This is a genomic window from Streptomyces sp. NPDC015125, from assembly GCF_043080045.1.
In the GTDB taxonomy this organism is placed as follows: domain Bacteria; phylum Actinomycetota; class Actinomycetes; order Streptomycetales; family Streptomycetaceae; genus Streptomyces.
On the sequence record NZ_JBIBVF010000009.1, the window covers coordinates 225,184 to 246,877 of the forward strand.

General features: G+C 71.2%; 17 protein-coding genes. 10 read left to right on the top strand and 7 right to left on the bottom strand.

Annotation, left to right across the window (positions count from 1 at the left end; all coding sequences use genetic code 11):
* Positions 1-58 precede the first annotated feature (58 nt).
* Both ACF088_RS21465 and ACF088_RS21470 read left to right on the top strand, forming a co-directional pair.
* Complete coding sequence (locus ACF088_RS21465) at positions 59-3,100, top strand: FAD-binding and (Fe-S)-binding domain-containing protein (protein WP_392377356.1); 3,042 nt, start codon at positions 59-61, stop codon at positions 3,098-3,100.
* 280 nt (positions 3,101-3,380) lie between these two features.
* Positions 3,381-4,454: a LysR family transcriptional regulator gene (locus ACF088_RS21470; protein WP_392377357.1), complete on the top strand. Its 1,074-nt coding sequence runs from the start codon at positions 3,381-3,383 to the stop codon at positions 4,452-4,454.
* 175 nt (positions 4,455-4,629) lie between these two features.
* On the opposite strand, the gene ACF088_RS21475 is transcribed toward ACF088_RS21470, so the two are convergent.
* Together ACF088_RS21475 and ACF088_RS21480 are read right to left on the bottom strand one after the other, a co-directional pair.
* On the bottom strand, positions 4,630-5,073 hold the full coding sequence (locus tag ACF088_RS21475; protein WP_392377358.1) for a hypothetical protein: 444 nt from the start codon (positions 5,071-5,073) through the stop codon (positions 4,630-4,632).
* A gap of 560 nt (positions 5,074-5,633) precedes the next feature.
* A complete protein-coding gene (locus tag ACF088_RS21480; RefSeq protein WP_392377359.1) occupies positions 5,634-7,178 on the bottom strand; it encodes an FAD-dependent monooxygenase in 1,545 nt (514 codons plus the stop codon).
* Between the two features lie 76 nt (positions 7,179-7,254).
* Between ACF088_RS21480 and ACF088_RS21485 the strand changes: the two genes are divergently transcribed.
* Together ACF088_RS21485 and ACF088_RS21490 are read left to right on the top strand one after the other, a co-directional pair.
* A complete protein-coding gene (locus ACF088_RS21485) occupies positions 7,255-7,980 on the top strand; it encodes a TetR/AcrR family transcriptional regulator (protein WP_392377360.1) in 726 nt (241 codons plus the stop codon).
* A 980-nt stretch (positions 7,981-8,960) separates the two neighbouring features.
* Positions 8,961-9,155 (top strand): DUF397 domain-containing protein, encoded by a 195-nt coding sequence (locus ACF088_RS21490; protein ID WP_392377361.1) that lies wholly within the window; start codon positions 8,961-8,963, stop codon positions 9,153-9,155.
* 99 nt (positions 9,156-9,254) lie between these two features.
* On the opposite strand, the gene ACF088_RS21495 is transcribed toward ACF088_RS21490, so the two are convergent.
* From ACF088_RS21495 to ACF088_RS21505, 3 genes are read right to left on the bottom strand one after another with little or no spacing between them, the layout of a single operon-like run.
* The gene (locus tag ACF088_RS21495) at positions 9,255-9,881 is read right to left on the bottom strand and encodes a DUF5753 domain-containing protein (RefSeq protein ID WP_392377362.1); all 627 of its coding nucleotides are present in this window, start codon (positions 9,879-9,881) and stop codon (positions 9,255-9,257) included.
* A gap of 32 nt (positions 9,882-9,913) precedes the next feature.
* The gene (locus ACF088_RS21500) at positions 9,914-10,765 is read right to left on the bottom strand and encodes a helix-turn-helix domain-containing protein (RefSeq protein ID WP_392377363.1); all 852 of its coding nucleotides are present in this window, start codon (positions 10,763-10,765) and stop codon (positions 9,914-9,916) included.
* A 10-nt stretch (positions 10,766-10,775) separates the two neighbouring features.
* Positions 10,776-11,531, bottom strand: coding sequence for a DUF6879 family protein (locus ACF088_RS21505; RefSeq protein ID WP_392377364.1), 756 nt, complete (start codon positions 11,529-11,531; stop codon positions 10,776-10,778).
* A gap of 851 nt (positions 11,532-12,382) precedes the next feature.
* On the opposite strand from ACF088_RS21505, the gene ACF088_RS21510 reads away from it, so the two are divergent.
* Positions 12,383-12,790 (top strand): hypothetical protein, encoded by a 408-nt coding sequence (locus ACF088_RS21510; protein WP_392377365.1) that lies wholly within the window; start codon positions 12,383-12,385, stop codon positions 12,788-12,790.
* Between the two features lie 121 nt (positions 12,791-12,911).
* Here ACF088_RS21510 and ACF088_RS21515 read toward each other — a convergent pair whose 3' ends face one another.
* Positions 12,912-13,529 carry a GPP34 family phosphoprotein gene (locus tag ACF088_RS21515; RefSeq protein WP_392377366.1) on the bottom strand — a complete coding sequence of 206 codons (618 nt, stop codon included), beginning with the start codon at positions 13,527-13,529 and terminating at the stop codon, positions 12,912-12,914.
* A 227-nt stretch (positions 13,530-13,756) separates the two neighbouring features.
* On the bottom strand, positions 13,757-14,653 hold the full coding sequence (locus tag ACF088_RS21520) for a LysR family transcriptional regulator (RefSeq protein WP_392377367.1): 897 nt from the start codon (positions 14,651-14,653) through the stop codon (positions 13,757-13,759).
* A 180-nt stretch (positions 14,654-14,833) separates the two neighbouring features.
* Between ACF088_RS21520 and ACF088_RS21525 the strand changes: the two genes are divergently transcribed.
* The 5 genes from ACF088_RS21525 to ACF088_RS21545 all read left to right on the top strand — a co-directional run bounded on the left by ACF088_RS21525 (position 14,834) and on the right by ACF088_RS21545 (position 21,687).
* Positions 14,834-15,733 (top strand): DMT family transporter, encoded by a 900-nt coding sequence (locus tag ACF088_RS21525; RefSeq protein ID WP_392377391.1) that lies wholly within the window; start codon positions 14,834-14,836, stop codon positions 15,731-15,733.
* A gap of 283 nt (positions 15,734-16,016) precedes the next feature.
* Positions 16,017-16,592 (top strand): Uma2 family endonuclease, encoded by a 576-nt coding sequence (locus ACF088_RS21530; RefSeq protein ID WP_392377392.1) that lies wholly within the window; start codon positions 16,017-16,019, stop codon positions 16,590-16,592.
* 927 nt (positions 16,593-17,519) lie between these two features.
* Complete coding sequence (locus ACF088_RS21535; protein WP_392377368.1) at positions 17,520-18,323, top strand: TIGR03084 family metal-binding protein; 804 nt, start codon at positions 17,520-17,522, stop codon at positions 18,321-18,323.
* On the top strand, positions 18,320-20,092 hold the full coding sequence (locus tag ACF088_RS21540; protein WP_392377369.1) for an acyclic terpene utilization AtuA family protein: 1,773 nt from the start codon (positions 18,320-18,322) through the stop codon (positions 20,090-20,092). Before ACF088_RS21535 ends, ACF088_RS21540 begins: the two co-directional genes overlap by 4 nt.
* Positions 20,089-21,687, top strand: a complete 1,599-nt coding sequence (locus ACF088_RS21545; RefSeq protein ID WP_392377370.1) for an acyl-CoA carboxylase subunit beta — start codon at positions 20,089-20,091, stop codon at positions 21,685-21,687. The genes ACF088_RS21540 and ACF088_RS21545 overlap by 4 nt, the downstream gene beginning before the upstream one ends.
* Positions 21,688-21,694: the final 7 nt, after the last annotated feature.

A 21,694-nucleotide genomic window follows, 5' to 3' on the forward strand; every position in this document is an offset into this window, starting at 1 on the left:
CCCGACGATCGGGCCTGCCGATGCCCCATGAACCCGCCCCAGTGGGCAGGCTGGAGACATGGCTGATCGTACGGAGACGGAGAAGCGGAACCTGGAGAAGGAGTTGGCGGCCGCGGTGCGGGGGGAGGTCTCGTTCGCCGCGGCCGACCGGGCGCTGATGACGATGGATGCGTCCAATTACCGGCGGGTGCCCAGGGCGGTGGTCGCGCCCCGGGACGCCGAGGATGTCGCGGCGGCGCTGCGGGTGTGCCGGGAGCACGGGGTGCCGGTGGTGCCGCGCGGTGGCGGGACCAGTATCGCCGGGCAGGCGACCGGCGTCGGTGTGGTGCTGGACTTCACCCGGCACATGCGGCGCATCGTGTCGCTGGACCCCGCCGCCCGTACCGCCGTCGTCCAGCCCGGCGTCATCCTCGACGACCTGCGGACGGCGGCCGGAGCGCACGGACTGACCTTCGGCCCCGACCCCTCCACCCACAGCCGCTGCACCCTCGGCGGCATGATCGGCAACAACTCCTGCGGCTCGCACTCGGTGGCCTGGGGCACCACCGCCGACAGCGTCCGCGAACTGGAGCTGCTGACCTACGGCGGCGAACAGGTCCGGGCCGGTCGCGGCACGGGCCCCACCGGCGCCCCCACCGGCCTCCCGCCACGGCTGCGGGACGGCATCAAGGACCTGGTGGACGCGGAGTTGGCGCTGCTGCGCACCGGCTACCCCGACCTCCCCCGCCGGATCTCCGGCTACGCCCTGGACGCGCTGCTGCCGGAAGCGGGCACCGACCTCGCCCGTGCCCTCACCGGCAGCGAGGGCACCCTCGGCGTGCTGACCGAGGCGACCGTACGCCTGGTGGAGACACCGGCCGCGCGGGCCCTGGCCGTCCTCGGCTACCCCGACGAGAGCGCCGCCGCCGAGGCCGCCCACACCCTCCTTCCGCACCAGCCGATGACCGTCGAGGGGATGGCCGCCGACCTCGTGGGCAGCGCGGCCGGGCTGCCCAAGGGCGGCGCCTGGCTGTTCGTCGAGATGGGCGGCGCGAGTCCCGGCGAGGCGACGGCACGGGCCGAGGCGCTCTGCCGGGCGGCGGCCGCGGACGGCGCCACCGACCACACCCTCGTCACCGACCCGGCCGGCCAGCGCGCCCTGTGGCGGATCCGCGAGGACGCCTCCGGCACCGCGACCCGGCTGTCCGACGGCAGTGAAGCCTGGCCCGGTTGGGAGGACTGTGCCGTCCCCCCGGCCCGGCTCGGCCCGTATCTGCGGGACTTCCGCGCCCTGCTGACCCAGCACGGTCTGCGCGGTACGCCCTACGGCCACTTCGGCGACGGCTGCATCCACATCCGCATCGACTTCGATCTGCTGACCGCGCCCGGCATCCGCCGCTTCCGGGAGTTCTCCTACGACCTGGGCGAACTGGTGGTGGCGCACGGCGGCTCGCTCTCCGGCGAACACGGCGACGGACAGGCCCGCGCCGAACTGCTCCCGAAGATGTACGGCCCGGAGCTCGTCGGCCTCTTCGAACGCTTCAAGTCGCTGTGGGACCCGGCCGCGGGGCTCAACCCGGGCATGCTCGTACGCCCCGCACGCCTCGACGAGAACCTCCGCTTCGAGCCGCTGCCCAAGCGCCCGGTCCCGGTCGAGTTCGGCTACCCGCACGACGGCGGGGACTTCTCCGCGGCCGTACGGCGCTGCGTCGGCGTCGCCAAGTGCCGTAATGCCGCCACCGGTCCGGGCTCGACGGACGTGATGTGCCCGTCCTTCCGGGCGACCGGGGAGGAGCAGCACTCCACCCGGGGCCGGGCCCGGCTGCTGCACGAGATGCTGGCCGGTGAGGTGATCACGGACGGCTGGCGGTCGCCGGAGGTACGTGACGCGCTCGACCTGTGCCTGTCCTGCAAGGGCTGCCGCAGCGACTGCCCCGTAGGGGTCGACATGGCCACCTACAAGGCGGAGTTCCTGCACCACCACTACGAGGGCCGGCTGCGTCCCGCCGCGCACTACTCCATGGGCCGCCTCCCCCAGTGGCTGCGCGCCGCGGCCCCCGCCGCACCCGCCCTCAACGTCCTCGCCCGTACACCGCTGGCCGCCGTCGGCAAACGCCTCGGCGGGATCGCGCCCGAGCGCCCGATCCCCCGACTGGCCACCGAGACCTTCACCCGCTGGTGGTGGCGCCGCCGCAAGACGGCGGCCCCCGGGGCACCTTCCGAGGCGGCCCCCGCGGCACCTTCCGAGGCCGACCCCGCGGCACCTTCCGGCCGCACGGTCATCCTCTGGCCCGACACCTTCACCAACCACCTCTCCCCGGAGGTCGGCCGCTCCGCCGTACGCGTCCTGGAGGCCGCCGGACTGCGTCCCCTCCTGCCACCGACCGCGCCCCTGCGTCCGGCCGGAGCACTTCCGCTGCCGCGCCGCCACCGCCCCCTGTGCTGCGGCCTGACCTATGTCTCCACGGGCCAGCTCGACCAGGCCCGTACAGAGATGCGCCGCACGGTCGAGATCCTGAGCCCCCTCCTCCGTGACGGCCGCCCCCTGGTCGTCCTCGAACCCAGCTGCGCCGCCGCCCTCCGCACGGACCTCCCGGAACTGCTGCCCGACGACCCCCGGGCCGCCCGACTGGCCCGCTCCGTACGGACCTTCGCGCAGGCCCTGGAGGAGCTGGCCCCCGACTGGCAGCCCCCGCGCATCGACCGCCCCGTCGCCGGCCAGACCCACTGCCATCAGCACGCGGTCCTGGGCGACGCCGCCGACCGCCGCCTGCGGGAACGCGTCGGCCTCACCGGCCAGTTGACGGGCGGTTGCTGCGGACTGGCCGGCAACTTCGGCTTCGAGAGCGGCCATTACGAGGTGTCCGTGGCCTGCGCGGAGGACCAGCTCCTGCCCGCGGTCAGGGAAGCCCCCGAGGGGACGGAGGTCCTCGCGGACGGGTTCTCCTGCCGGACCCAGCTCGATCAGCTGGGCGACCGCCCGGGCCGGCATCTGGCGGAGGTGCTGGCCGAGGCGTTGGGGAAGGAGTCGCGGGAGGAATCGGGGGAGAAGCCAGGGAAGGGATCGGGGAAGGGATCGGGGAAGGAATGGGGGGAGGAATTGGGGGAGGAGGGCACTTGAGGTGACGGGCAGGGGGGCGCTCCGCGGCCGAGGCGGACGGAGCGGAGCGACTCTCCCCTGTTGAGCCGCTCCGTCCGTCTCTTTCGGTGAGGGGACCGCCGCAACGGGCGGTCAGTTCCGTCAACGGCCGCTGCGGTGGCGGCCGTTACCCGTGCACCGCCGACGGGGCGGGCTCCTCGCCCGTCCCCGATTCCGCAACCCCTCGATCTTGCGGCACTACGGGTGTCCGGCGGAACCCCGGCCCTGATGAGGGTTCACGGCCGATTGATAACGTCCTTGCATGACGGAGGACGGGCGGGGCACGGAGGGGCGGGGCACGGACGAGCGGGGCACGGACGAGCGGGGCACGGACGAGCGGGGCACGGACGAGCGGGGCACGGACGAGCGGGGCACGGACGAGCCGGGGGCACCCGGGCACGCCGACGCTCCGTGGACGGCGCCACGGCAGGCCCCGAGTGTCCAGCAGCTGGAGTCGTTCCTGATGCTGGCTGAGGAGCTGCACTTCGGCCGGGCAGCGGCCCGGCTGTTCGTGACACAGCCCGCGCTGAGCCGCCAACTGCGAGCGCTTGAAGAGCGGTTGGACGTCGTACTGCTGCAGCGATCCCGGCGTCATGTCGAGATCACCCCGGCGGGAGCGGCGCTGTTACCGGAGGCGCGCGCCGTGGTGGAGGCGATGGCCGGGCTCTGCCGGGCCGCCGACTCCCACGCCCGGCAGATCGAGGGCCGGCTGGTGATCGGTTCCATCGGTGCCGAGGCCGCGATGCCGTACGCCCGGGCCGTCCTCGACGAGCTGCACGCACGCCATCCGCGGCTGCGCACCAGCGTCCGTGGCCTCGATCTGGAGTCCCACTTCGACGCGCTGGAGCGCGGCGAGGTCGATGTGCTGTTCCTGCGCCCGCCGGTGCCGCCCGGTATCGAGACGCTGACCCTGGCCACCGAGCCCCGGGTGGCGTGCCTCCCGTCCGACGACCCCCTGGCCGGCCGGGGCGAGGTGACGCTGGCCGAACTGTCCGGGCGCACCGTTGTGGACGTCCCGCCGCAGTGTCCCCGGGTGTGGTGGCGGTTCTGGGTGGTCGACCCGCGCCCGGACGGCTCGCCCGTGCGGTACGGGCCGGTGGTTCCCGACATGGAGGCGCTGCTGCTCGCCGTCTCCCGAGGCCAGGCCATGGCCTTCCTCCCCGCCGCCGCCCGTCGCTTCTTCCCCCGGCCCGGCATCAGTTTCGTCGCGGTGCCGGACCTGCCGCCCTGCACCGCGGCCCTGGCCTGGGTGGCGAGAAACCGCACCCTGCCCACGGTGGCCGCCATTCGCGGGGCCGCCGTGACGGTGCTGCGGGGCGCGCCGGCGACGTGGTGAAGGCGATGCGGTGAAGGCGATGCGGTGAAGCCGATGCCGTGAGGGCGGTGTCGTGAGGGCGGTGTCGTGACGGCGGTGTCGTGACGGCGATGCGGTGAAGGCGATGCGGTGAAGGCGATGCCGTGACGGCGATGCCGTGAGGGCAATGCAACCCGAGGAACGGCGTGGGCTCGCGCTACCGGGCGGCGAACGCCGACCGCATCCGCCTGCCGTTCACGATCACGACGACACCGAGCAAGAGCACTCCGCACACGCCCTGTTCGGCCTTCAGCCACACCGGAAAGGCGCCGGGCAGCGCGACGATCACCGCGATGGCCACCAGCATGACGCCGGACGCCAGCCGCAGCCGCAGATAGGACCGGCTGTGGCCACGGCCCGTCCGCACCGCGAACGAGACCATGAGCAGGGAGGTCGCGACGACGATGGACGCGCGCACCCACACGGCATCGGTCACCAGGCCGGGATGGTGACGCAGCAGGATGACGGCGAGGAGCGTGAGCCCGCTGACCAAGGCGTAGCCGCCGACGAGCAGCTTGGTGCCGCGCAGCGCCCGCCGGAGGTGCGGAGGGCGCGAGTCCCCGCCGGTCGGCTCGACGGCGTGCGGCATCGGGGTGTTCATGCTGATCCCTTTCTGATCCGGGTGTACGGCTGCGCCCGGCCGACGTGAACGGCCCGAGTCCGGCACGGCATGACGCGCATGGCGACCGGATACGGCGTGGTCATGCCCACGGGAAAGTGCCGGTGGGCCCACGGGAAAGTGCCGGTGGGGCCCGCGGGAACGTGCCGGTGGAGCCGGGTGGCCGCGCGAGCCGCAACGGGCGTAGCAGGCGAAGCGGGTGAAACAGGCGTAGCAGGCGTAGCGGTGCCGGCTCGTGCCGCGCGGACGGCCGGTTCCATGGTCGCTCCCGCCCACCGCCGCTTCCTCGTTCACACGGACGAGAGCCGCCCCCGGCCGTCCTCAGGGGCCTCCCGGGGCCGCCCCGTAGTGGGACCCCTGATGGCGCCGGATGAGCTCGGAAGGGGAGGGGAGCCGGGAAGCCGGGAAGCCGGGAAGTCGGGAAACCGGGGAGCCGGGAAACCGGGGAGCCGGGAAACCGGGAAGCCGGGAAACCGGGAAACCGGGAAGCCGGGGGTCCGGGTACGAACGGGCAAAGGGCCGCCCCCTCGCGCCTGCCCCTGTCAGGCACCCCTGCCCAACAGCCGCTCCAGGACGGGCCCGAGCCGTTCGGACGCGCTCTCCCCGGCCCGCCAGCCGATGAAGCCGTCGGGGCGCACCAGGAGGGCACCACCTGCCGGGATCTCCGGCATGGCGACGGTGTGCACGGGCAGTCCGAGGCGCCCGGCGGCCTCGTCCCAGGCCGTGTCCCCGGGGCCGGTCAGCAGGGTGAACCGGGAGCGGATCAGATCGAGGGTCGAGAGCCCTTCGCCGATCCAGTGGTGCGGCACCCGCGAGCCGGGGGAGCCGTCCAGGGCCAGGGCGATGTCCTCGGTGGAGGGCAGTTCCGGCTCGGGATCGATGACCGCGGCCGAGGAGTAGCGGTAACCCGCGTGCACGAGAGGTGCGTTGAGCACTCCGGCGGCGGCCCTCGCACGGGCCGCCGCCGGCCCGTGCCCCCAGTGCAGCCCGGGGTCCGACAGCCGCAGCACCGCCTGGTCCAGGGCGAGCCGGGCCACCGGACGGCGTTCGGCGTCATAGCTGTCGAGCAGCGCGGTGCCGGCCGTGCCGCGGAGCACCAGGGCAAGTTTCCACGCCAGATTGTGTGCGTCGGCGACCCCGGTGTTCAGCCCGAAGGCGCCCAGCGGCGGTACCACGTGCGCGGCGTCGCCGACCAGGAACGCCCGGCCGTCGCGGAAACGGTCGGCGAGCAGGCCGCGCATCCGCCAGTGCAGGGTACTGACGATCTCGACGTCGAGACCGGGGGCGCCCAGGGCGGTCCGGATCAGCTCCGGGGTGGGCTCCTGGGAGCGGGAGGTGTGGAAGACCCACTCCTTGGCCCCGTCGATGGTGACGAGCATGCCGGTGGCCTCGGGGTGGGTGATGTCGCAGAGGGCGAACGGCCGTCCGCCCAGCAGCGGTTCGAGGTCGGCGCGGAAGAGTATGTTGGCGTTCGGCTCGCCCAGATCGCCGGGGCCGGAGGTGGCGATACCGAGGGCTTGCCGAACCGCACTGCGGGCGCCGTCCGCGGCGATGAGATAGTCGGCGGTGACCGTCCGGCCGTCGGAGAGCCGTGCGCTGACCCCTGTGCCGTCCTGGGTGAAGGATTCCAGGGCGACACCGAATTCCACGACCGCGCCGCGCTCCCGGGCGGCCGGGAGCAGGACGGCATCGAGGCGGTTCTGCGGGCAGGTGCCGCGCAGCGATCCGGGGGTCCAGGGCACGTCCGCGGTGGCCAGGTTCCGGGCCGGTCCGAGCGGCCTGGCCGGCAGACCGGCCGCGGCCAGGGTCTCCGCGCTGATCTTGCCCAGGCTGCCGGCCGATGCGTCGACCGCCACCGCGTTCACCGCATCGGCTAATTGGACCTCGCGCAGCAGCTCCACGGTTCGTCCGCCCAGCCCGGTGGCACGCGGGTGGACCCGGGGACCGTCCTCCCGCTCGACCAGATGGACCCGGACGCCGTGATGCGCCAGGAACACAGCCGCACTCAGCCCGACCGAACCCCCACCACTGATGAGCACTTCGGCCCGCGCATCCGTCGTCACGTCGTCTGCCCGTACTTCCGTCATTCTTCATCCCCTCCCCGAGTGGGAACAATGTGCCCGATGATGGGAACACTGTAGCCACAAGGTTAGGATGAGCACCGTGGCAGACGAGAAAAACGGCCCTGAGCTGGTCTGGAGCCGGGAGCCGCGGACCCCCAGGCGGCCGGCGATGACGATCGGGCGGATCGTCGAGGTCTCGCTTGCACTCGCGGACGCCGAGGGCTTGGACGCGCTGTCCATGCGGCGGGTCGCCACCGCACTCGGCTCCGGCACCACCTCGCTCTACCGCCATGTGGCGAGCCGGGACGAGCTGCTGGAGCTGATGATCGACGCGGCCCAGGGCGAGGACGTGCCGCCGCCGCTCTCCGGTGACTGGCGCGCCGACCTGCGGGCCGCCGCCTGCCGCCACCGCGCCGTTCTGCTGCGGCACCCCTGGCTGAGCGGGGTGATGTCCACCCGCCCGGTGCTCGGCCCCAACATGCTGCGCCAGATCGACACCGCCCTGGGCGCCGCCTCCGCCCTGACCGACGACATCTCACTGGCCTCGAACACCGTCGACGTCGTCATGCAGTACGTCTTCGGCGCGGTCTCCCGCGAACTCGCCGAACAGGAGGCGCAGCGCCGCACCGGCCAGACCGACGAACAGTGGCGGAAGAGCGTCGGCACCTACGTCCACGAGGTCATCGCCGCCGGCCGCCACCCCCGGTTCGCCCGCCGCGTCCTGGAGGCCCGGGACCACACCTTCCAGGAAATCTTCGACTTCGGCCTCGACTCCCTCCTCGACGGAATCGCTGCCCGCGCGAACGGCCCTGACGTGCGGCCCTGACCCTGACCCGGGCCCCTGATCCAGCCAGGGCGTCGCGGCCCCGCCTACGGGAAGCCGTCCGCCGCCGTCAGGGCCGCCCCGAACCCCGCCGCCGCCTCGGCACGGACCAGGCGTCCCCGGCGCGCCGTCGGCGAGGGGCAGAAAGAGGACCGGGCTGGCCGACCACTCCCACCACACCCCGGCGCAGTGGAGCGCAAGCCCGCACGGCTCACCTCGCTGGAGTGCGGCCACGGCCCCCACCTGCCTCGGGCTGCCCAACTCGCCCAATACGCACTGCCGCTCGTCCCCGGGGAGACCGGCAGCCATCTTCCGCGCGTCCGCGCCCATCAGCCGGACCGCACGTACGGGGCTGTGTGTGGCGAGCGCCGTCCAGGAAGCCTGGCGATTCGCGCGGACGGACCGGTACACGAACCGCTCGCACCAGAAGCCGGGTGTGAGCAGAACCGATGCTGCCCCGCGCGTACATGCTGCTTCCCGGACACGCGGGACCTGAGGGGAGGCTTCGGTACGGGCCTGGGCGCACGGGGGCCGAAGGGAAGTCGAGGTACGGGCGTGGTCGTCCGGTCGCGCCACGAATGCGTAGGTGCACCCGTCCGTGTCAACTGCCCTGAACATGAAAGGGATTCCGGCCACCAGGCCGTCCCGCGCCCACCGGTATCCGGCCGCATCCTCCAGCCACGCATGCACCACACCGTCGTACGGGGCACCTAACTGCTGTGCCACATGCCCCGCCCGCATCCGGATCCAGCCCAGCGCCCGGCCCGGCGAGTGCGACGTCCAACCGCCGAGGTCGATCGAGGAGCCATCCGGATAACGGGCCGTGGCCTCCGCCCGGTAGGTCACGGGCCTCGGGGGCGTCAGAGGCCGAGCGGTGCCGGTGGCTCTCACCGTGCCGCCGGGCTGTTCGATAGCGTACGGAGAATCGCACTGTCTCCCGAAGACACCCGCGTACGGCTCACCAGCTTGCTGAAGGAGAACCGGTGACCACATTCAGGTTTTACAAGTCCAGCTACAGCGGTTCGCAGGGCGAGTGCGTGGAAGTGGCGCGCAACGTCCCGCAGGTGACGGCCATACGCGACAGCAAGTACCCCGCCGGCCCATATATCGTCCTCGGTGCGGGTGCTTGGTCCTCGTTCATGGAAGCGCTCAAGACGGACGACTCGGCAGTTCTCTGAGACCGTTCGGCCAGCCAGCTGGCGGGCAGGAGGGCACGCGAACGACGGCAAGTGCCCGGACCAAGCTCTTGGCCGGGGCACTTGCCGTCGTTCGTGGCCTCAGCGCAATGTCTCAAGTGCCTTCAGGATGAGGGTCCGCGCCTCCGCGCCGTGCACGGCCATGCTGTTCAGCTGCTCGAACGCCTTCAGGTACAGGGCGACTTCGGAGGGCTGGGTGATGTTCACCTTTGCGGACACCAGCTCGATCGACACGAGGTTGTCGTCGTACATGTGCAACGTTTCGCGCGGCCACTGCACCCGCTCGCGCGTCGCCATCGGGATGATCCCGAGCGACACGGACGGCAGGGCGTCGGCCGTCAGCAGGTAGGCCAACTGGGCAGCCATCACCTCCCTGTCTCCGAGCTGGTGGTGCAGTACCGCTTCTTCGATGAGCAGAGAAAATTGGCGTTCCGGGTCATGGATGACGCGGGAGCGTTCGACTCGGGCCCGCGCGGCCTCCGCACTGTCATCGAAGGAGAGCTCCTGAAAGGCGGCGACTGTGCGCAGCACTGCGGCCGCATAACCCTCGGTCTGCAACAAGCCGGGCATGAGGGTGGAGGAGTAGATACGGAACAGCTGGGTCTCTTGGAATAGCTGGACCAAAGTGTTCTGGAGTGGCTTCAGTCCGTCGCGTACCTTGTGGCGCCACTCGGTGTACGTCGACTCGGAGTTCGGCGACTTCCGCATTGTGTGCTTCCTTCTGCGTCCAGTAGGGGGCGTCATGGAGAGCAGAGCGATCGGCGGGCTCTGTTGATCACGTTCTGTGCGTCGGTGCCGTAGACAGCAGACTTCCGGAGCGTGTTCCACACATTCAGGTACAGGGCGATGCTGTCTGCGTCCTCCAGCCACAATTCTGCGTGCCAGTCCTCGGTAACTGCCAGCCGGTTGTCCAGCACGTAGAAGCCGTTGGCCGTAGGAATCTTGAGCGATGCACTGAAGGGCACAATCCCTAGCTCTACCGTGTCCAGGCCGATCACACCTGCAAGACGGTCAAGCTGGGCGGCGAGTGCTGAGGGAGGGCAGATCCGAGCGTGCAGCGCCGCCTCCCACATAATGATGCGGAACTTCCTGCCGGGCTGGTACAGCAGTTCTTGGCGCCGCATTCTAGCTCGTACAGCTTCGTCCGTGTCGCGCGGAGAATTCTGGAGTTGCGCGTAGCGGGTGAAAATGTGCCGTGCGTATTCGGCCGTCTGAAGCATTCCTTCGATGATGGATTCTTGCCAGCCGAGTATGACCTTGGTCCGCGCAATTTCGGTGTTCCAGTTTTCTTGCACTGGGCGATGGCCCGAGGCAAGTTGGCGTCGCCACGACCGGATCTGTGATTCGAAACCTTGTAGACGTGCGTACAGCTCGGCGAATGCCTCGGGCTGTTCAGTGGCGTCTACCCATGCTCGAAGGTCTTCCGGGCTGGCGGTCTGCTTCCCGTTTTCCAGCTTGTAGATCTTTGAGTGTGCCCAGCCGAGACATTGTGCCAGCTGGGGTCCGGTGAGCCGGCCTCCGGGGCGCGAGATGCGGAGTTCGCGCAGGCGCACTCCGAGCGCGGCTCGCGCTTGTTGGTAGTCCGTGCTCACCGGGTACGACTCACTCCTCGGTTGTGGCTACCAGCGCCGCGAACTCTTCGTAGGGGGAGGAGTGATGGATCGCGGCATCACGTACCTGGGCGTACCGCATCACTTCCGCGGGATTCGTGATCACTTCGACGTGAAGGAGGATGTCGGCCTCGTCGAAGTGCAGTAGTGCGATGAACCTCGAGTCGAAGATCCAGAAGTCTTCGGTGGGTAGTTGAAGCCGCTCGGCGTCGGTGCGCCACAGGTTGCGCATGTCCTCTCCTGTGGCTGCGTTGCGCCTCGCATTGTCGAGTAGGTACAGCTGACCGGTAGTTGGAGGATTGTCGACGATGCGCACTCGGCCGACGCGTTTACCGGCCGTCGTCTGTGCACGCATGTTTCTGCACCATTCGTCATCGGGATCCCATGCCACGGTGCCCGTCTCGACGAACTCGCGGTAAGTCTCGTCCTCGCGGTCGGAGGCGTAGCCCTGGCGGGTCTCCAAACGCCATGCCGAGTGTTCGAACGTCTTGAAGAGTTGGGCGAACTCGTCCAGGTCAATGATCTCGGGCACGCGCGCGATCTCCTTGGGGCCGAAATTGACGAGTAACTCCGGCGGCACGACCACTGCGGTCTCGCCGTCGTGCAAGTGCCGGAGTTGTCCGAGGTCTTCGGGGTGGGAGAGCGGCTTACCTTGCACGATCCACTCGCCCGTGTCCAAGTCCTCGTGCAGGGCAGGGCAGCCGCCGCTCCCACTGTTGGTGCCGTTGAAACGCAGTCGCCGTGCCATGGCTGTCTCCCTCGTGCCGGGGCTGTGAGCCTCCAGCATCACTGCGTCTCGGACCCTCACACCACAGCTTGCACTCGGTCGTGTGAGAACAGGCGAGAACAATCAGCCATTCTTCGAGAACATCCGAGAACATTGCGTGGTGGTGACTTCTCCCGCTTTCTAACGTCCTGCTCATGACCGCATCCACACGCGCAGCAGTGTCGGAACCCGTCGAGGTGACCGAATGAGCAGTCCCACGAGCACGTCCACGACGCACAGGTGCCCCGAGTGCGATGACCTCGCGCGCGGCCGGAAGCAGGCCGCGGTGGCCCGGGATCTCAGCAGGGTGATCGACTTCGATGTCCTCATCGCACGCCATCGCGCGCGGCACCGGCCGAAGCCGTGAAGGGGCAGAGGATCCGCAAACCGCACCGCGCTTACGGGGTTGAACCCGTCACGGAACCGGGTGGGTCGTAGCTGAAGCGGCCCGTCGGTAGGACGCGTTCCGTCAGACCCGCGGCGGCTCTACGAAAACTCCCGCCCCGGCCGCCATTCCCTGGCAGGACACGGCCGGAGCGGGCGGGCCCATGAAGGGCCTTCGCAAGTGCACGACGGCGCGCGGACCGACCGCGCGGCGACTTTGCACCCGAGGAGAGCACCATGCGATACCACCTCGATCCGGTCAAGTACGGCGGCGATGAGGACGACAACCAGGGCGGCAACCCCAACGGAGGCTGTGGCGACGGCCAAGGATGCGGCCGCAAGTAGCCCGTGGGCCGGGCGGCCCTCGTCCCGCTACCCGGGCGTGGGCCGCCCGTTCGGATCAGTGCAGGCAAGACCGTGCAAGCAAGGCGTTCGCAGTAGGGAGAGAGATGCCTGGACCCCACCACCACGCCTACGTCTGGCTCGGCAGTGGCGATGTGCTCGTGAAGCCGGGCGACGCTCACCGGCGCCCGGACCACTCGGAGTTCCGCTCCGCCCAGGTGATGCCGCTGGAGTGCGCGGACTGGCTGCTGAAGCCGGCCTCGCGGATCGAGGCGACGTTCGACGAACCGAAGGAGGGGGCCGACTGGTACGCGGGGCAACTCGCCCAGTACGCCGGTCTTTTCGTCGGCTCGTACCCGGAGGACTTGTCGCACGAGGCGTCCGTACGGGCGCTGTCATCCGGTGAGGACCGGGTCGGCGGGTGGTGGGTGACCGGCGGTCGTTTTCTCTCGCTCAACCTGATCGCGTGCAGTCCGCATCGGGTACGGCCGGATTACGCATGCCCGGGGCGGTAGTCCGGGAACCTGCGGGGCGCGGTAGTCCGGGAAGCAAGACGGAGCGGGAGGGGCAGTGGTCGGGCGGGCGCGCAGGGGGCGCTGGTCCGGCTGACCGGGCACGGCGTTCGTGCGGTCGTCGTCATCCACCCGGGCCGCGCCAGATGTTGCTGAAGGCCTCCTCGTCGATGGCTCGCCGCTGGCGCTCGAATTCCAGCTCGTTCACCGCGTCGGTGACGGCGGCGAGCACGGTCTCGACCGCGGCGTCGTCCACGTTCGCGGGTTCCTCCGTCCGGTCGCCGCGGATTTTGAGGGTCGCCGCAAGGCCGTCGAGGACGGGCTCGCCCGCGGTCCAGCGGCTGGCCGCCCCGCGGCGTGCGGGCGTGTCGGCCAGCGTCATCTGGCCGCCGGACCGGAAGGGGATCCAACGGCTGCGGGGCTGCCGAGTGAGCTGTCCTTCCGCCTCAAAAGCGGTCAGGTAGGCCGTGGACAGGCCGCGGCCTCTGCGCCACAGCCAGTCGTCGACGGACTCGTACGGCGGTTGCTGGTCGAGTGACGACGCGGCCTCGTCCATGAGGCGGTCGGCCACGGACGGCCGGTAGCCCGGCACGATGCGGTCGCCGTCCAGGCTGACGGCTTGCGCCTCCAGGAGGTCGATCAGCTCGGCTCCCGCGAGCGCGAGCGACAGATTGCCGCGCTCCAGAGTGCGACTGGATTCCAGGTCCATGGCGACGAACAACAGGTCCCGCGGTGTGGTCATGAAGGGCTCCGCGTCAGGGCATCAGGAGCATGCTCGGGCATCCGGAGCGGAGCGATGCCTCGGCATGGAGAGTGATGCGTCGTTGAGTAACCGGCCCGGTATCCGGTGTGGCGCCGGGTGGGTCTCTCCGCCCGCCGGTGAGCGTTCCTCCTACGAGCTTATGGAGCGAAGGCGGTGGCTGCATCCCATGGGGAGCCGGGATTCGGGCCGCAGCGGTCGGCGCCTCCTCAGCCGGTGCCGGTGCCTGCGCGCCACGCGTCGCCGCCCGCCGCCCTCCCGATGACCTCGTGGGCCAGTCTGACCAGGTCCGGGATCCGCGGGTGCCCCGGGCCGTCGCGCCAGGCGATGACCACCGGGACGGGCGGGGCGTCGGTCAGGGGGACGTAGGCCATGGACGGGTGGGGGTGCATGTCGGCGGTGGCGGAGGTGGTGACGCCCACGGCGCGGCCGCCGGTGATGGCGGCCAGCCAGTCGTCGGTGTTGCCGATGGTGATCGTGGAGGCGGGGCGGGCCGGTGCGGGCCACAGGTCGAGGGTGGTGGTGCCGGAGACGGTGTTGAGGGCGATGGTGCGGTCCGTCAGCTCGGTGAGGGAGAGGGCGGTGCGGTGGGCCAGCGGGTCGTCGGCGGGGAGGCCGGCGACCCGGGGCTCGGTGGTGAGCTGGTCGGTGATCAGGCCGGGGGCGCGGACCTCGCCGCGCAGCAGGGCCGCGTCCACATCGCCGCGGGCGAGACCGGCCGTGCGGTCGTCGATGCGGAGGAGTTCGAGCGGGGTTGCCGGGTGCTCCTCGTGCCAGCGGCGCAGCAGTGCGGTGGTGTCCGTACCGGCGGCCGACCAGGCGTGGCCCAGGCGCAGCGGCCAGGCGGTGTGGGGTGCGTGGCCGAGGGCCCGGTCGAAGGCGGTCACCGCGATCGCGGCCTGGTCGCGGAAGGAGAGGCCGTCGGGGGTGAGCGCGAGGTGGTGGGTGGAGCGGTCGACGAGGCGGAGGCCCAGTTCCTGTTCCAGCTGGCGCAGGGTGCGGGAGACGGCCGGCTGGGTCAGGTGCAGGCGCTCGGCGGCACGGGTGATGCTCAGGGTGTCGGCGATGGCGAGAAAGCAGCGGAAATGACGCAGCTCGATGCTCATGCGTGGGGAGCATAACAACAGGGGAAAAGGCATTTCACGGACCGGAAGAAGGCCCCGTAGCGTGGTGGCGTGAATGCATCGTCCGAGAGCTCCGATGGCCGTATCCCTGCCGCTCCCGTCCACACCGTGTCCGGCGGTGACGACGGGGGGATTCCGCACCCCGTGCCGCCCTCGCCCGAGGTGCTGACGGCGGAGGCCCAGGCCGGGGCCGCCGGGACCGCCGGGGCGTCGGGTGCGCGCGGGCGGCTCGTGTCGGTGGCGCTGGTCATCGGCGGGATCGTCTCGCTGCAGTTCGGCTCGTCGGTGGCGGTGCTGCTGTTCCCGCGGGCCGGTGCGCTGGGCGTGGTCACCCTGCGGCTGGTCGTCGCCTCGCTGGTGCTGCTGGTCGTCTGCCGTCCCAAGCTGCGCGGCCACTCGCGGGGTGACTGGGCCACGGTGCTCGCCTTCGGCGTCGCACTGGCCGGGATGAACTCGCTCTTCTACCAGGCGATCGACCGCATCCCGCTGGGGGCCGCGGTCACCTTGGAGTTCCTCGGGCCGCTGATCCTGTCGGTGGCGACCTCGCGCAGGCTGCTGAGCCTGGTGTGGGCGGCGCTGGCTCTCGGCGGTGTGGTGCTGCTGGGGCGCGAGGGTTTCGACGGACTGAACCTCACCGGGGCGGCGTTCGCGCTGGCGGCCGGTGGCCTGTGGGCCGCCTACATCCTGCTGTCCGCCCGTACGGGACAGCGCTTCCCGCAGGCGGACGGGCTGGCGCTGGCGATGACCGTCGCGGCGCTGCTCAGCCTGCCGTTCGGCATTGCCAGCGCGGGCGCCGCCCTGCTGAACCCGGTCACGGTGGGGCTGGGCGCCGCGGTCGCCCTGATGTCGTCCGTCCTGCCCTACACCCTGGAACTGCTCGCCCTGCGCAAGCTCCCGGCCTCCGGCTTCGCGGTGATGATGAGCCTGGAGCCGGCCGCCGCGGCCACCGCCGGGTTCCTCGTCCTGCACCAGGCGCTGGGCTGGGCCGAGGTGGTGGCGATCGGGCTGGTCGTGGTCGCGAGTGTGGGGGCGGTACGGAGCGCGGGGGCCGGCTCGCACTGAGGGCGGGGGCGGGGCGGGTTCGCACTGAGCGCGGCCGTGCGCCGCGAGGCTTCCTGATCCGGTGTGAGCTGCGGTGCCAGCCACTCTTCGCTCACCTTTCGTTCAGTGCGAAGGCCTACGGCGGTGACCAACGGCCCAGGTGGGGGCCGGACACACGATCGAGTGATACGTCACCGGCCACCGGCCGTGGGGTCCGGCCGAGCACGCCGAAACGCCTGCTTCCGGCCGTGGCCGCCGCGCATGATGTGGGTCGTGCTGAACGCCATCCGTCCTCACTCCACCCATCCTCACCGTAGGGCGGCAACCCTGTTCTTCCGCTGCGCCACCGACTCCCCGGCCGGCCCTCGAAAGCGGCTGGACAAAGCCGTCGGACCGGCAGAGTGCAGGGGCACCTGCACCAAGGACAGATGCAAGACCTGAGGCCTCCCGCCGCTTGGCTGCCCTCCTGGAAGCGGCCGCCGATGCCGCGGGCGCCCCCGTGGAGATCCTGGAGGCCATCAACCTCGTCGTGCCCGACGGTCTGCTGATCCCCGACATCGCCGTCTGCGACGCTGATGCCGCAGCCGACGCTGACCCCACCGTGCCCGCGCACGACGTGCTCCTCGTCGTGGAAATCGCCTCGCCGTCCACCCGGGTCACCGACCGCAAAATGAAGCCGGCTCTCTACGCCGCGGCGGGGATCGCCCACTACTGGCGCTTGGAGCTGGAGCCCGCACCGCGCCTCTACCTCGGCGAGCTGGAGAACGGCGGCTACCTCGACCGCCTCGTCCAGGCCACGGAGACGACCGCCGTCGAACGGCCCTTCCCGATCGACATCGACCCCGGTGCCCTCGCCCGCCGCCGTGCTCCTGAGCAGTAGGCGGCACTCGGCGGCGGCGGTGGTGGGCGGACCACCGGATTGTCCGCTGCTCGGGGTGACCGGCTGGTAGAAGTCCGCCGACCGAGGCGCCGGGCTGACAGCGGCCGGGGACGCCCGCACATGCGTCCCCGGCGACTGCACATGCGTCCCCGGCGCCCGCGGCCCCAGGGCGCAGTTGGCTCTTGAGCGGCACGGATAATCGGCACGCAGGCGAAGCGGCGGCGTGCCCGTGTTTCCTCCAGTGATTGTCAGCCTGATCGCTGAATTGCCCACCGAACCGTCGGGCGGGCCGCAGATGCCCGAAAGCCGCCGCCCGCAGGACAGATGGCGTGCCGGCTTGAACCGTGCAGGAAGCCCTACTCCCGTGCCCTGTGGATAGCGCCACGCCAAAGGAGGCCGTGTAGCGAGTTGTTCAGTGCTCTCGGCCTGACGTCGGCCGGCAGTTGTTGCCCGTCTGCGTGTATCGGGTCGGCCGGTCGAGGCTTCCGGGGCTTGTCCAGCTTGTCCAGCTTGTCCAGCTTGTTCAGCTCGTTCGGCTCGTCCAGCTCGTCCAGCTCGTCCAGCTCGTTCGGCTCGTTCGGCTCGTCCAGTCCGTCTAGGCAGTTTCTTTTGGATCGTCTGACGTTGGACCGATGTGCCGTTGACGAACGTGCAGTTGACGCGGATCAAGACGTGGTTGCCAGACCGGATGAAGATCATTCTGCAGGAAGTCCTTGGTCCCGCCATGTCTCAAAGGCATGTATGGAACAGAAAATCATGCAGGCGTGCTTGATTGTTTCTGCCGGCGCTGCCACGCTCGATGCGCACCGCACCCGCACCACACCGCACCCGCACCACACCGACGGGCCGCCGCCCTGTGCCGCGGCCGTCGTCGTATGCCAACACGCTCTGCCGTTACGGCAGTCGCGTCGATGAGGGGAGTGTCGCGTGTCCGATCCCGGCGCCGTACTGGCCGATCTCAGGGCGGAGAGCGAGGAGTTGGACGCGCTGGTCGCCGGGCTGCCGGCGGAGCGCTGGGCGGCGCCGACGCCCGCCGAGGGGTGGACCGTCGCCCATCAGATCGCCCATCTCGCCTGGACCGACCGGCAGGCCCTGCTCTCGGCCACCGACCCGGAGGGGTTCGCGCGGGCCGCGCAGGAGGCGTTGGCCTCGCCACTGACCTTTGTCGACGAGGCTGCCGAGGCGGGGGCGAAGGTGCCGCCCGCCGAGTTGCTTGCCGGCTGGCGCGACGACCGCGAAGAGCTGCTGCGGGTGCTCGCCGCCCGTCCGGCGGGCGAGAAGCTGCCCTGGTACGGCCCGCCGATGAGCGTCGCCTCGATGGCCACCGCCCGCCTGATGGAGACCTGGGCGCACGGCCAGGACGTGGCCGATGCGCTGGGTGTCACCCGCCGGCCCACCGCCCGGCTGCGGCATATCGCCCGGATCGGGGTGCGGACCCGTAACTTCGCCTATGCGACGCATCAACTCGCCCCGCCCGACGAGGAGTTCAGGGTCGAGCTGCGGGGGCCGGACGGCACGGTGTGGGAGTACGGGCCTGCGGAAGCCGGGCAGCGGGTGACCGGGGACGCGCTGGAGTTCTGTCTGCTGGTGACCCAGCGGGCACACCGTGCCGACCTGCCGTCCCTGCGGGCCGAAGGGGCGGACGCGCAGCGGTGGCTGGAGATCGCCCAGGCCTTCGCGGGCCCGCCGGGCAAGGGCCGGGAGCCGTCAGGGGAGGGCGTCACCTCATGACCGACGGCAGCCCCGCACACGGCACGCCCCCCACCACAACCACCCCGACCCCGCCCCCCTGCCCCCTGGGCGCCGACCCCGCCACCCTCCGCATCGGCAACGCCTCCGGTTTCTACGGCGACCGCTTCGATGCGCTGCGCGAGATGCTGACCGGCGGCCCCCTGGACGTCCTGACCGGCGACTACCTCGCCGAGCTGACCATGCTGATCCTCGGCCGGGACCGTCTGAAGGACCCCACGCGCGGCTACGCCAGGACCTTCCTGCGGCAGCTGGAGGACGGGCTCGGGCTGGCCGTCGAGCGCGGGGTGCGGATCGTCGCCAACGCGGGTGGGCTGAATCCGGCCGGACTCGCCGATGCCGTACGGGAGTTGGCGGACAAGGTCGGGGTGTCCGTGAGCGTGGCGCATGTGGAGGGCGATGATCTGCTGGCGCGCGGGGGGTGGGGCGAAGGGGTACTGACCGCCAACGCCTACCTGGGCGGCGGGGGGATCGCGGCGTGTCTGCGGGCCGGTGCGGATGTGGTGGTGACCGGGCGGGTCACCGATGCCGCGCTGGTCAGCGGCGCGGCCCAGGCGCACTTCGGCTGGCGGCCCGAGGAGCTGGACCAGTTGGCCGGGGCGGTGGTCGCCGGGCACGTCCTCGAATGCGGCGCCCAGGCCACGGGCGGCAACTACTCCTTCTTCGGTGACCACGACCTGCTGCGGCCCGGCTTCCCGCTCGCCGAGATCGCCGCCGACGGCAGCTCGGTGATCACCAAGCACCCGGGGACCGGCGGCGCGGTCACCACCGGTACGGTCACCGCCCAACTGCTGTACGAGACGTCCGGCGCCCGCTATGCCGGTCCCGATGTGACGGCGCGGCTGGACACCGTACGGCTGGCGGAGGACGGGCCGGACCGGGTGCGGATCAGCGGGGTGCGCGGCGAGGCGCCGCCGCCGACCCTCAAGACCGGGCTGACCCGCCTCGGCGGCTGGCGCAACGAGGTCACCTTCGTCCTGACCGGGCTGGACGTGACGGCCAAGGCCGTGCTGGTCCGCCGGCAGATGGAGGCGGCCTTCGACGCGGCGGGCAACCGGCCGGCCGAGGTGCGCTGGACGCTGGCCCGCACCGACCACGACGACGCGGAGGTCCAGGAGGAGGCGAGCGCGCTGCTGCGGCTGGTGGTGCGGGACGCCGACCAGGACGCGGTGGGACGGGTGGTCAGCGGCGCCGCCGTCGAACTGGCGCTGGCCAGTTACCCCGGCTTCCACGTCACCGCGCCGCCCGGTAAGGGCACCCCGTACGGGGTCTTCGAGGCGGTGGCGGTGGACGCGGCCGAGGTGCCGCATGCGGCCGTACTGGCGGACGGCACCCGGATCGGCATCCGACCCGCCTCCGATACACGGGAGGTGAGAAGACCGCCCGATGCGGAGCTCCCCGAGCCGCTGCCCGCCGGGGCCACCCGGCGCGGGCCGCTCGGCCGGGTCGCCGGTGCCCGCAGCGGCGACAAGGGCGGCTCGGCGAATGTCGGGGTGTGGGCCCGGACCGACCAGGCCTGGCGCTGGCTGGCGCACGAGCTGACCGTCGAGCGGTTCCGGCACCTGCTCCCCGAGACCGCCGACCTGCCGGTCGACCGGCACGTACTGCCGAATCTGCGCGCGCTCAACTTCGTCGTCGACGGGCTGCTCGGCGAGGGCGTCGCGGCCCAGGCCCGGTTCGATCCGCAGGCCAAGGCCGTGGGGGAGTGGCTGCGTGCGCGGCACATGGACATACCGGAGGTGTTGTTTTGACCGTGCTCGCAACCGGGCTCGATACGGCGGGCGCCGAGTACGCGGAGCGCCGGGAGGCGATGCTCGCGAAGCTCGCGGAGGTCGAGGCCGAACATGCCAAGGCGACCGCGGGCGGCGGGGAGAAGTACGTTGCCCGGCACCGCAAGCGCGGCAAGCTGCTCGCCCGGGAGCGGATCGAGCTGCTCGTCGACCCCGATACGCCGTTCCTGGAGCTGTCGCCGCTCGCGGCCTGGGGCAGCGACTACCAGGTCGGTGCCTCGGTGGTCACCGGTATCGGCACCGTCGAGGGCGTGGAGTGCCTGATCACCGCCAACGACCCGACGGTGCGCGGCGGCGCCAGCAACCCCTGGTCGCTGAAGAAGGCGCTGCGGGCCAACGAGATCGCCTTCGCCAACCGCCTGCCGGTGATCTCGCTGGTCGAATCCGGCGGCGCCGATCTGCCCAGCCAGAAGGAGATCTTCATCCCGGGCGGGGCGCTGTTCCGCGACCTCACCCGGCTGTCCGCGGCCGGCATTCCGACCGTGGCCGTGGTCTTCGGCAACTCGACCGCGGGCGGCGCGTACGTCCCGGGGATGTCCGACCACGTGATCATGGTCAAGGAGCGCGCGAAGGTGTTCCTGGGCGGGCCGCCGCTGGTGAAGATGGCGACCGGCGAGGAGAGCGACGACGAGTCGCTGGGCGGCGCCGAGATGCACGCCCGCACCTCCGGGCTCGCGGACTACTTCGCGGTGGACGAGCCGGACGCGCTGCGCCAGGCCCGGCGGGTGGTCGCCCGCCTCAACTGGCGCAAGCCGCAGCCCGATCCGGGACCCGCGGCGCCACCCGCGTACGACGAGGAGGAGCTGCTCGGCATCGTCCCCGGCGACCTCAAGGCACCGTTCGACCCGCGCGAGGTCATCGCCCGGATCGTGGACGGCTCGGACTTCGACGAGTTCAAACCGCTCTACGGGCCGAGCCTGGCGACCGGCTGGGCCGAGCTGCACGGCTACCCGGTCGGCATCCTCGCCAACGCCCAGGGCGTGCTCTTCAGCGCGGAGTCCCAGAAGGCCGCCCAGTTCATCCAGTTGGCCAACCAGCGCGACATCCCCCTCCTCTTCCTCCACAACACCACCGGCTACATGGTCGGCAAGGAGTACGAGCAGGGCGGCATCATCAAACACGGCGCGATGATGATCAACGCGGTGTCGAACTCGAAGGTCCCGCACCTGTCCGTCCTCATGGGCGCCTCGTACGGCGCCGGGCACTACGGCATGTGCGGCCGCGCCTTCGACCCCCGGTTCCTGTTCGCCTGGCCGAGCGCCAAGTCGGCCGTCATGGGACCGCAGCAACTGGCCGGCGTGCTCTCGATCGTCGCCCGCGCCTCGGCCGCGGCCAAGGGGCAGCCCTACGACGACGAGGCGGACGCCGGCCTGCGCGCCATGGTCGAGCAGCAGATCGAGTCGGAGTCGCTGCCGATGTTCCTGTCGGGGCGGCTCTACGACGACGGTGTCATCGACCCGCGCGACACCCGGACCGTCCTCGGCCTGTGTCTGTCCGCCCTCCACAACGCGCCGGTCGAGGGCGCGCGGGGCGGCTTCGGCGTCTTCCGGATGTGAGGCAGAA

Coding starts and splice junctions, on each gene's coding strand:
- ACF088_RS21505 (WP_392377364.1), bottom strand. CDS start 11,531: ATGGCACGGCGACTGCGTTTCAACGGCACCAACAGTGGGAGCGGCGGC.
- ACF088_RS21540 (WP_392377369.1), top strand. CDS start 18,320: ATGACCGACGGCAGCCCCGCACACGGCACGCCCCCCACCACAACCACC.
- ACF088_RS21475 (WP_392377358.1), bottom strand. CDS start 5,073: ATGAACACCCCGATGCCGCACGCCGTCGAGCCGACCGGCGGGGACTCG.
- ACF088_RS21480 (WP_392377359.1), bottom strand. CDS start 7,178: ATGACGGAAGTACGGGCAGACGACGTGACGACGGATGCGCGGGCCGAA.
- ACF088_RS21520 (WP_392377367.1), bottom strand. CDS start 14,653: ATGAGCATCGAGCTGCGTCATTTCCGCTGCTTTCTCGCCATCGCCGAC.
- ACF088_RS21495 (WP_392377362.1), bottom strand. CDS start 9,881: ATGCGGAAGTCGCCGAACTCCGAGTCGACGTACACCGAGTGGCGCCAC.
- ACF088_RS21515 (WP_392377366.1), bottom strand. CDS start 13,529: ATGACCACACCGCGGGACCTGTTGTTCGTCGCCATGGACCTGGAATCC.
- ACF088_RS21510 (WP_392377365.1), top strand. CDS start 12,383: ATGCCTGGACCCCACCACCACGCCTACGTCTGGCTCGGCAGTGGCGAT.
- ACF088_RS21470 (WP_392377357.1), top strand. CDS start 3,381: ATGACGGAGGACGGGCGGGGCACGGAGGGGCGGGGCACGGACGAGCGG.
- ACF088_RS21465 (WP_392377356.1), top strand. CDS start 59: ATGGCTGATCGTACGGAGACGGAGAAGCGGAACCTGGAGAAGGAGTTG.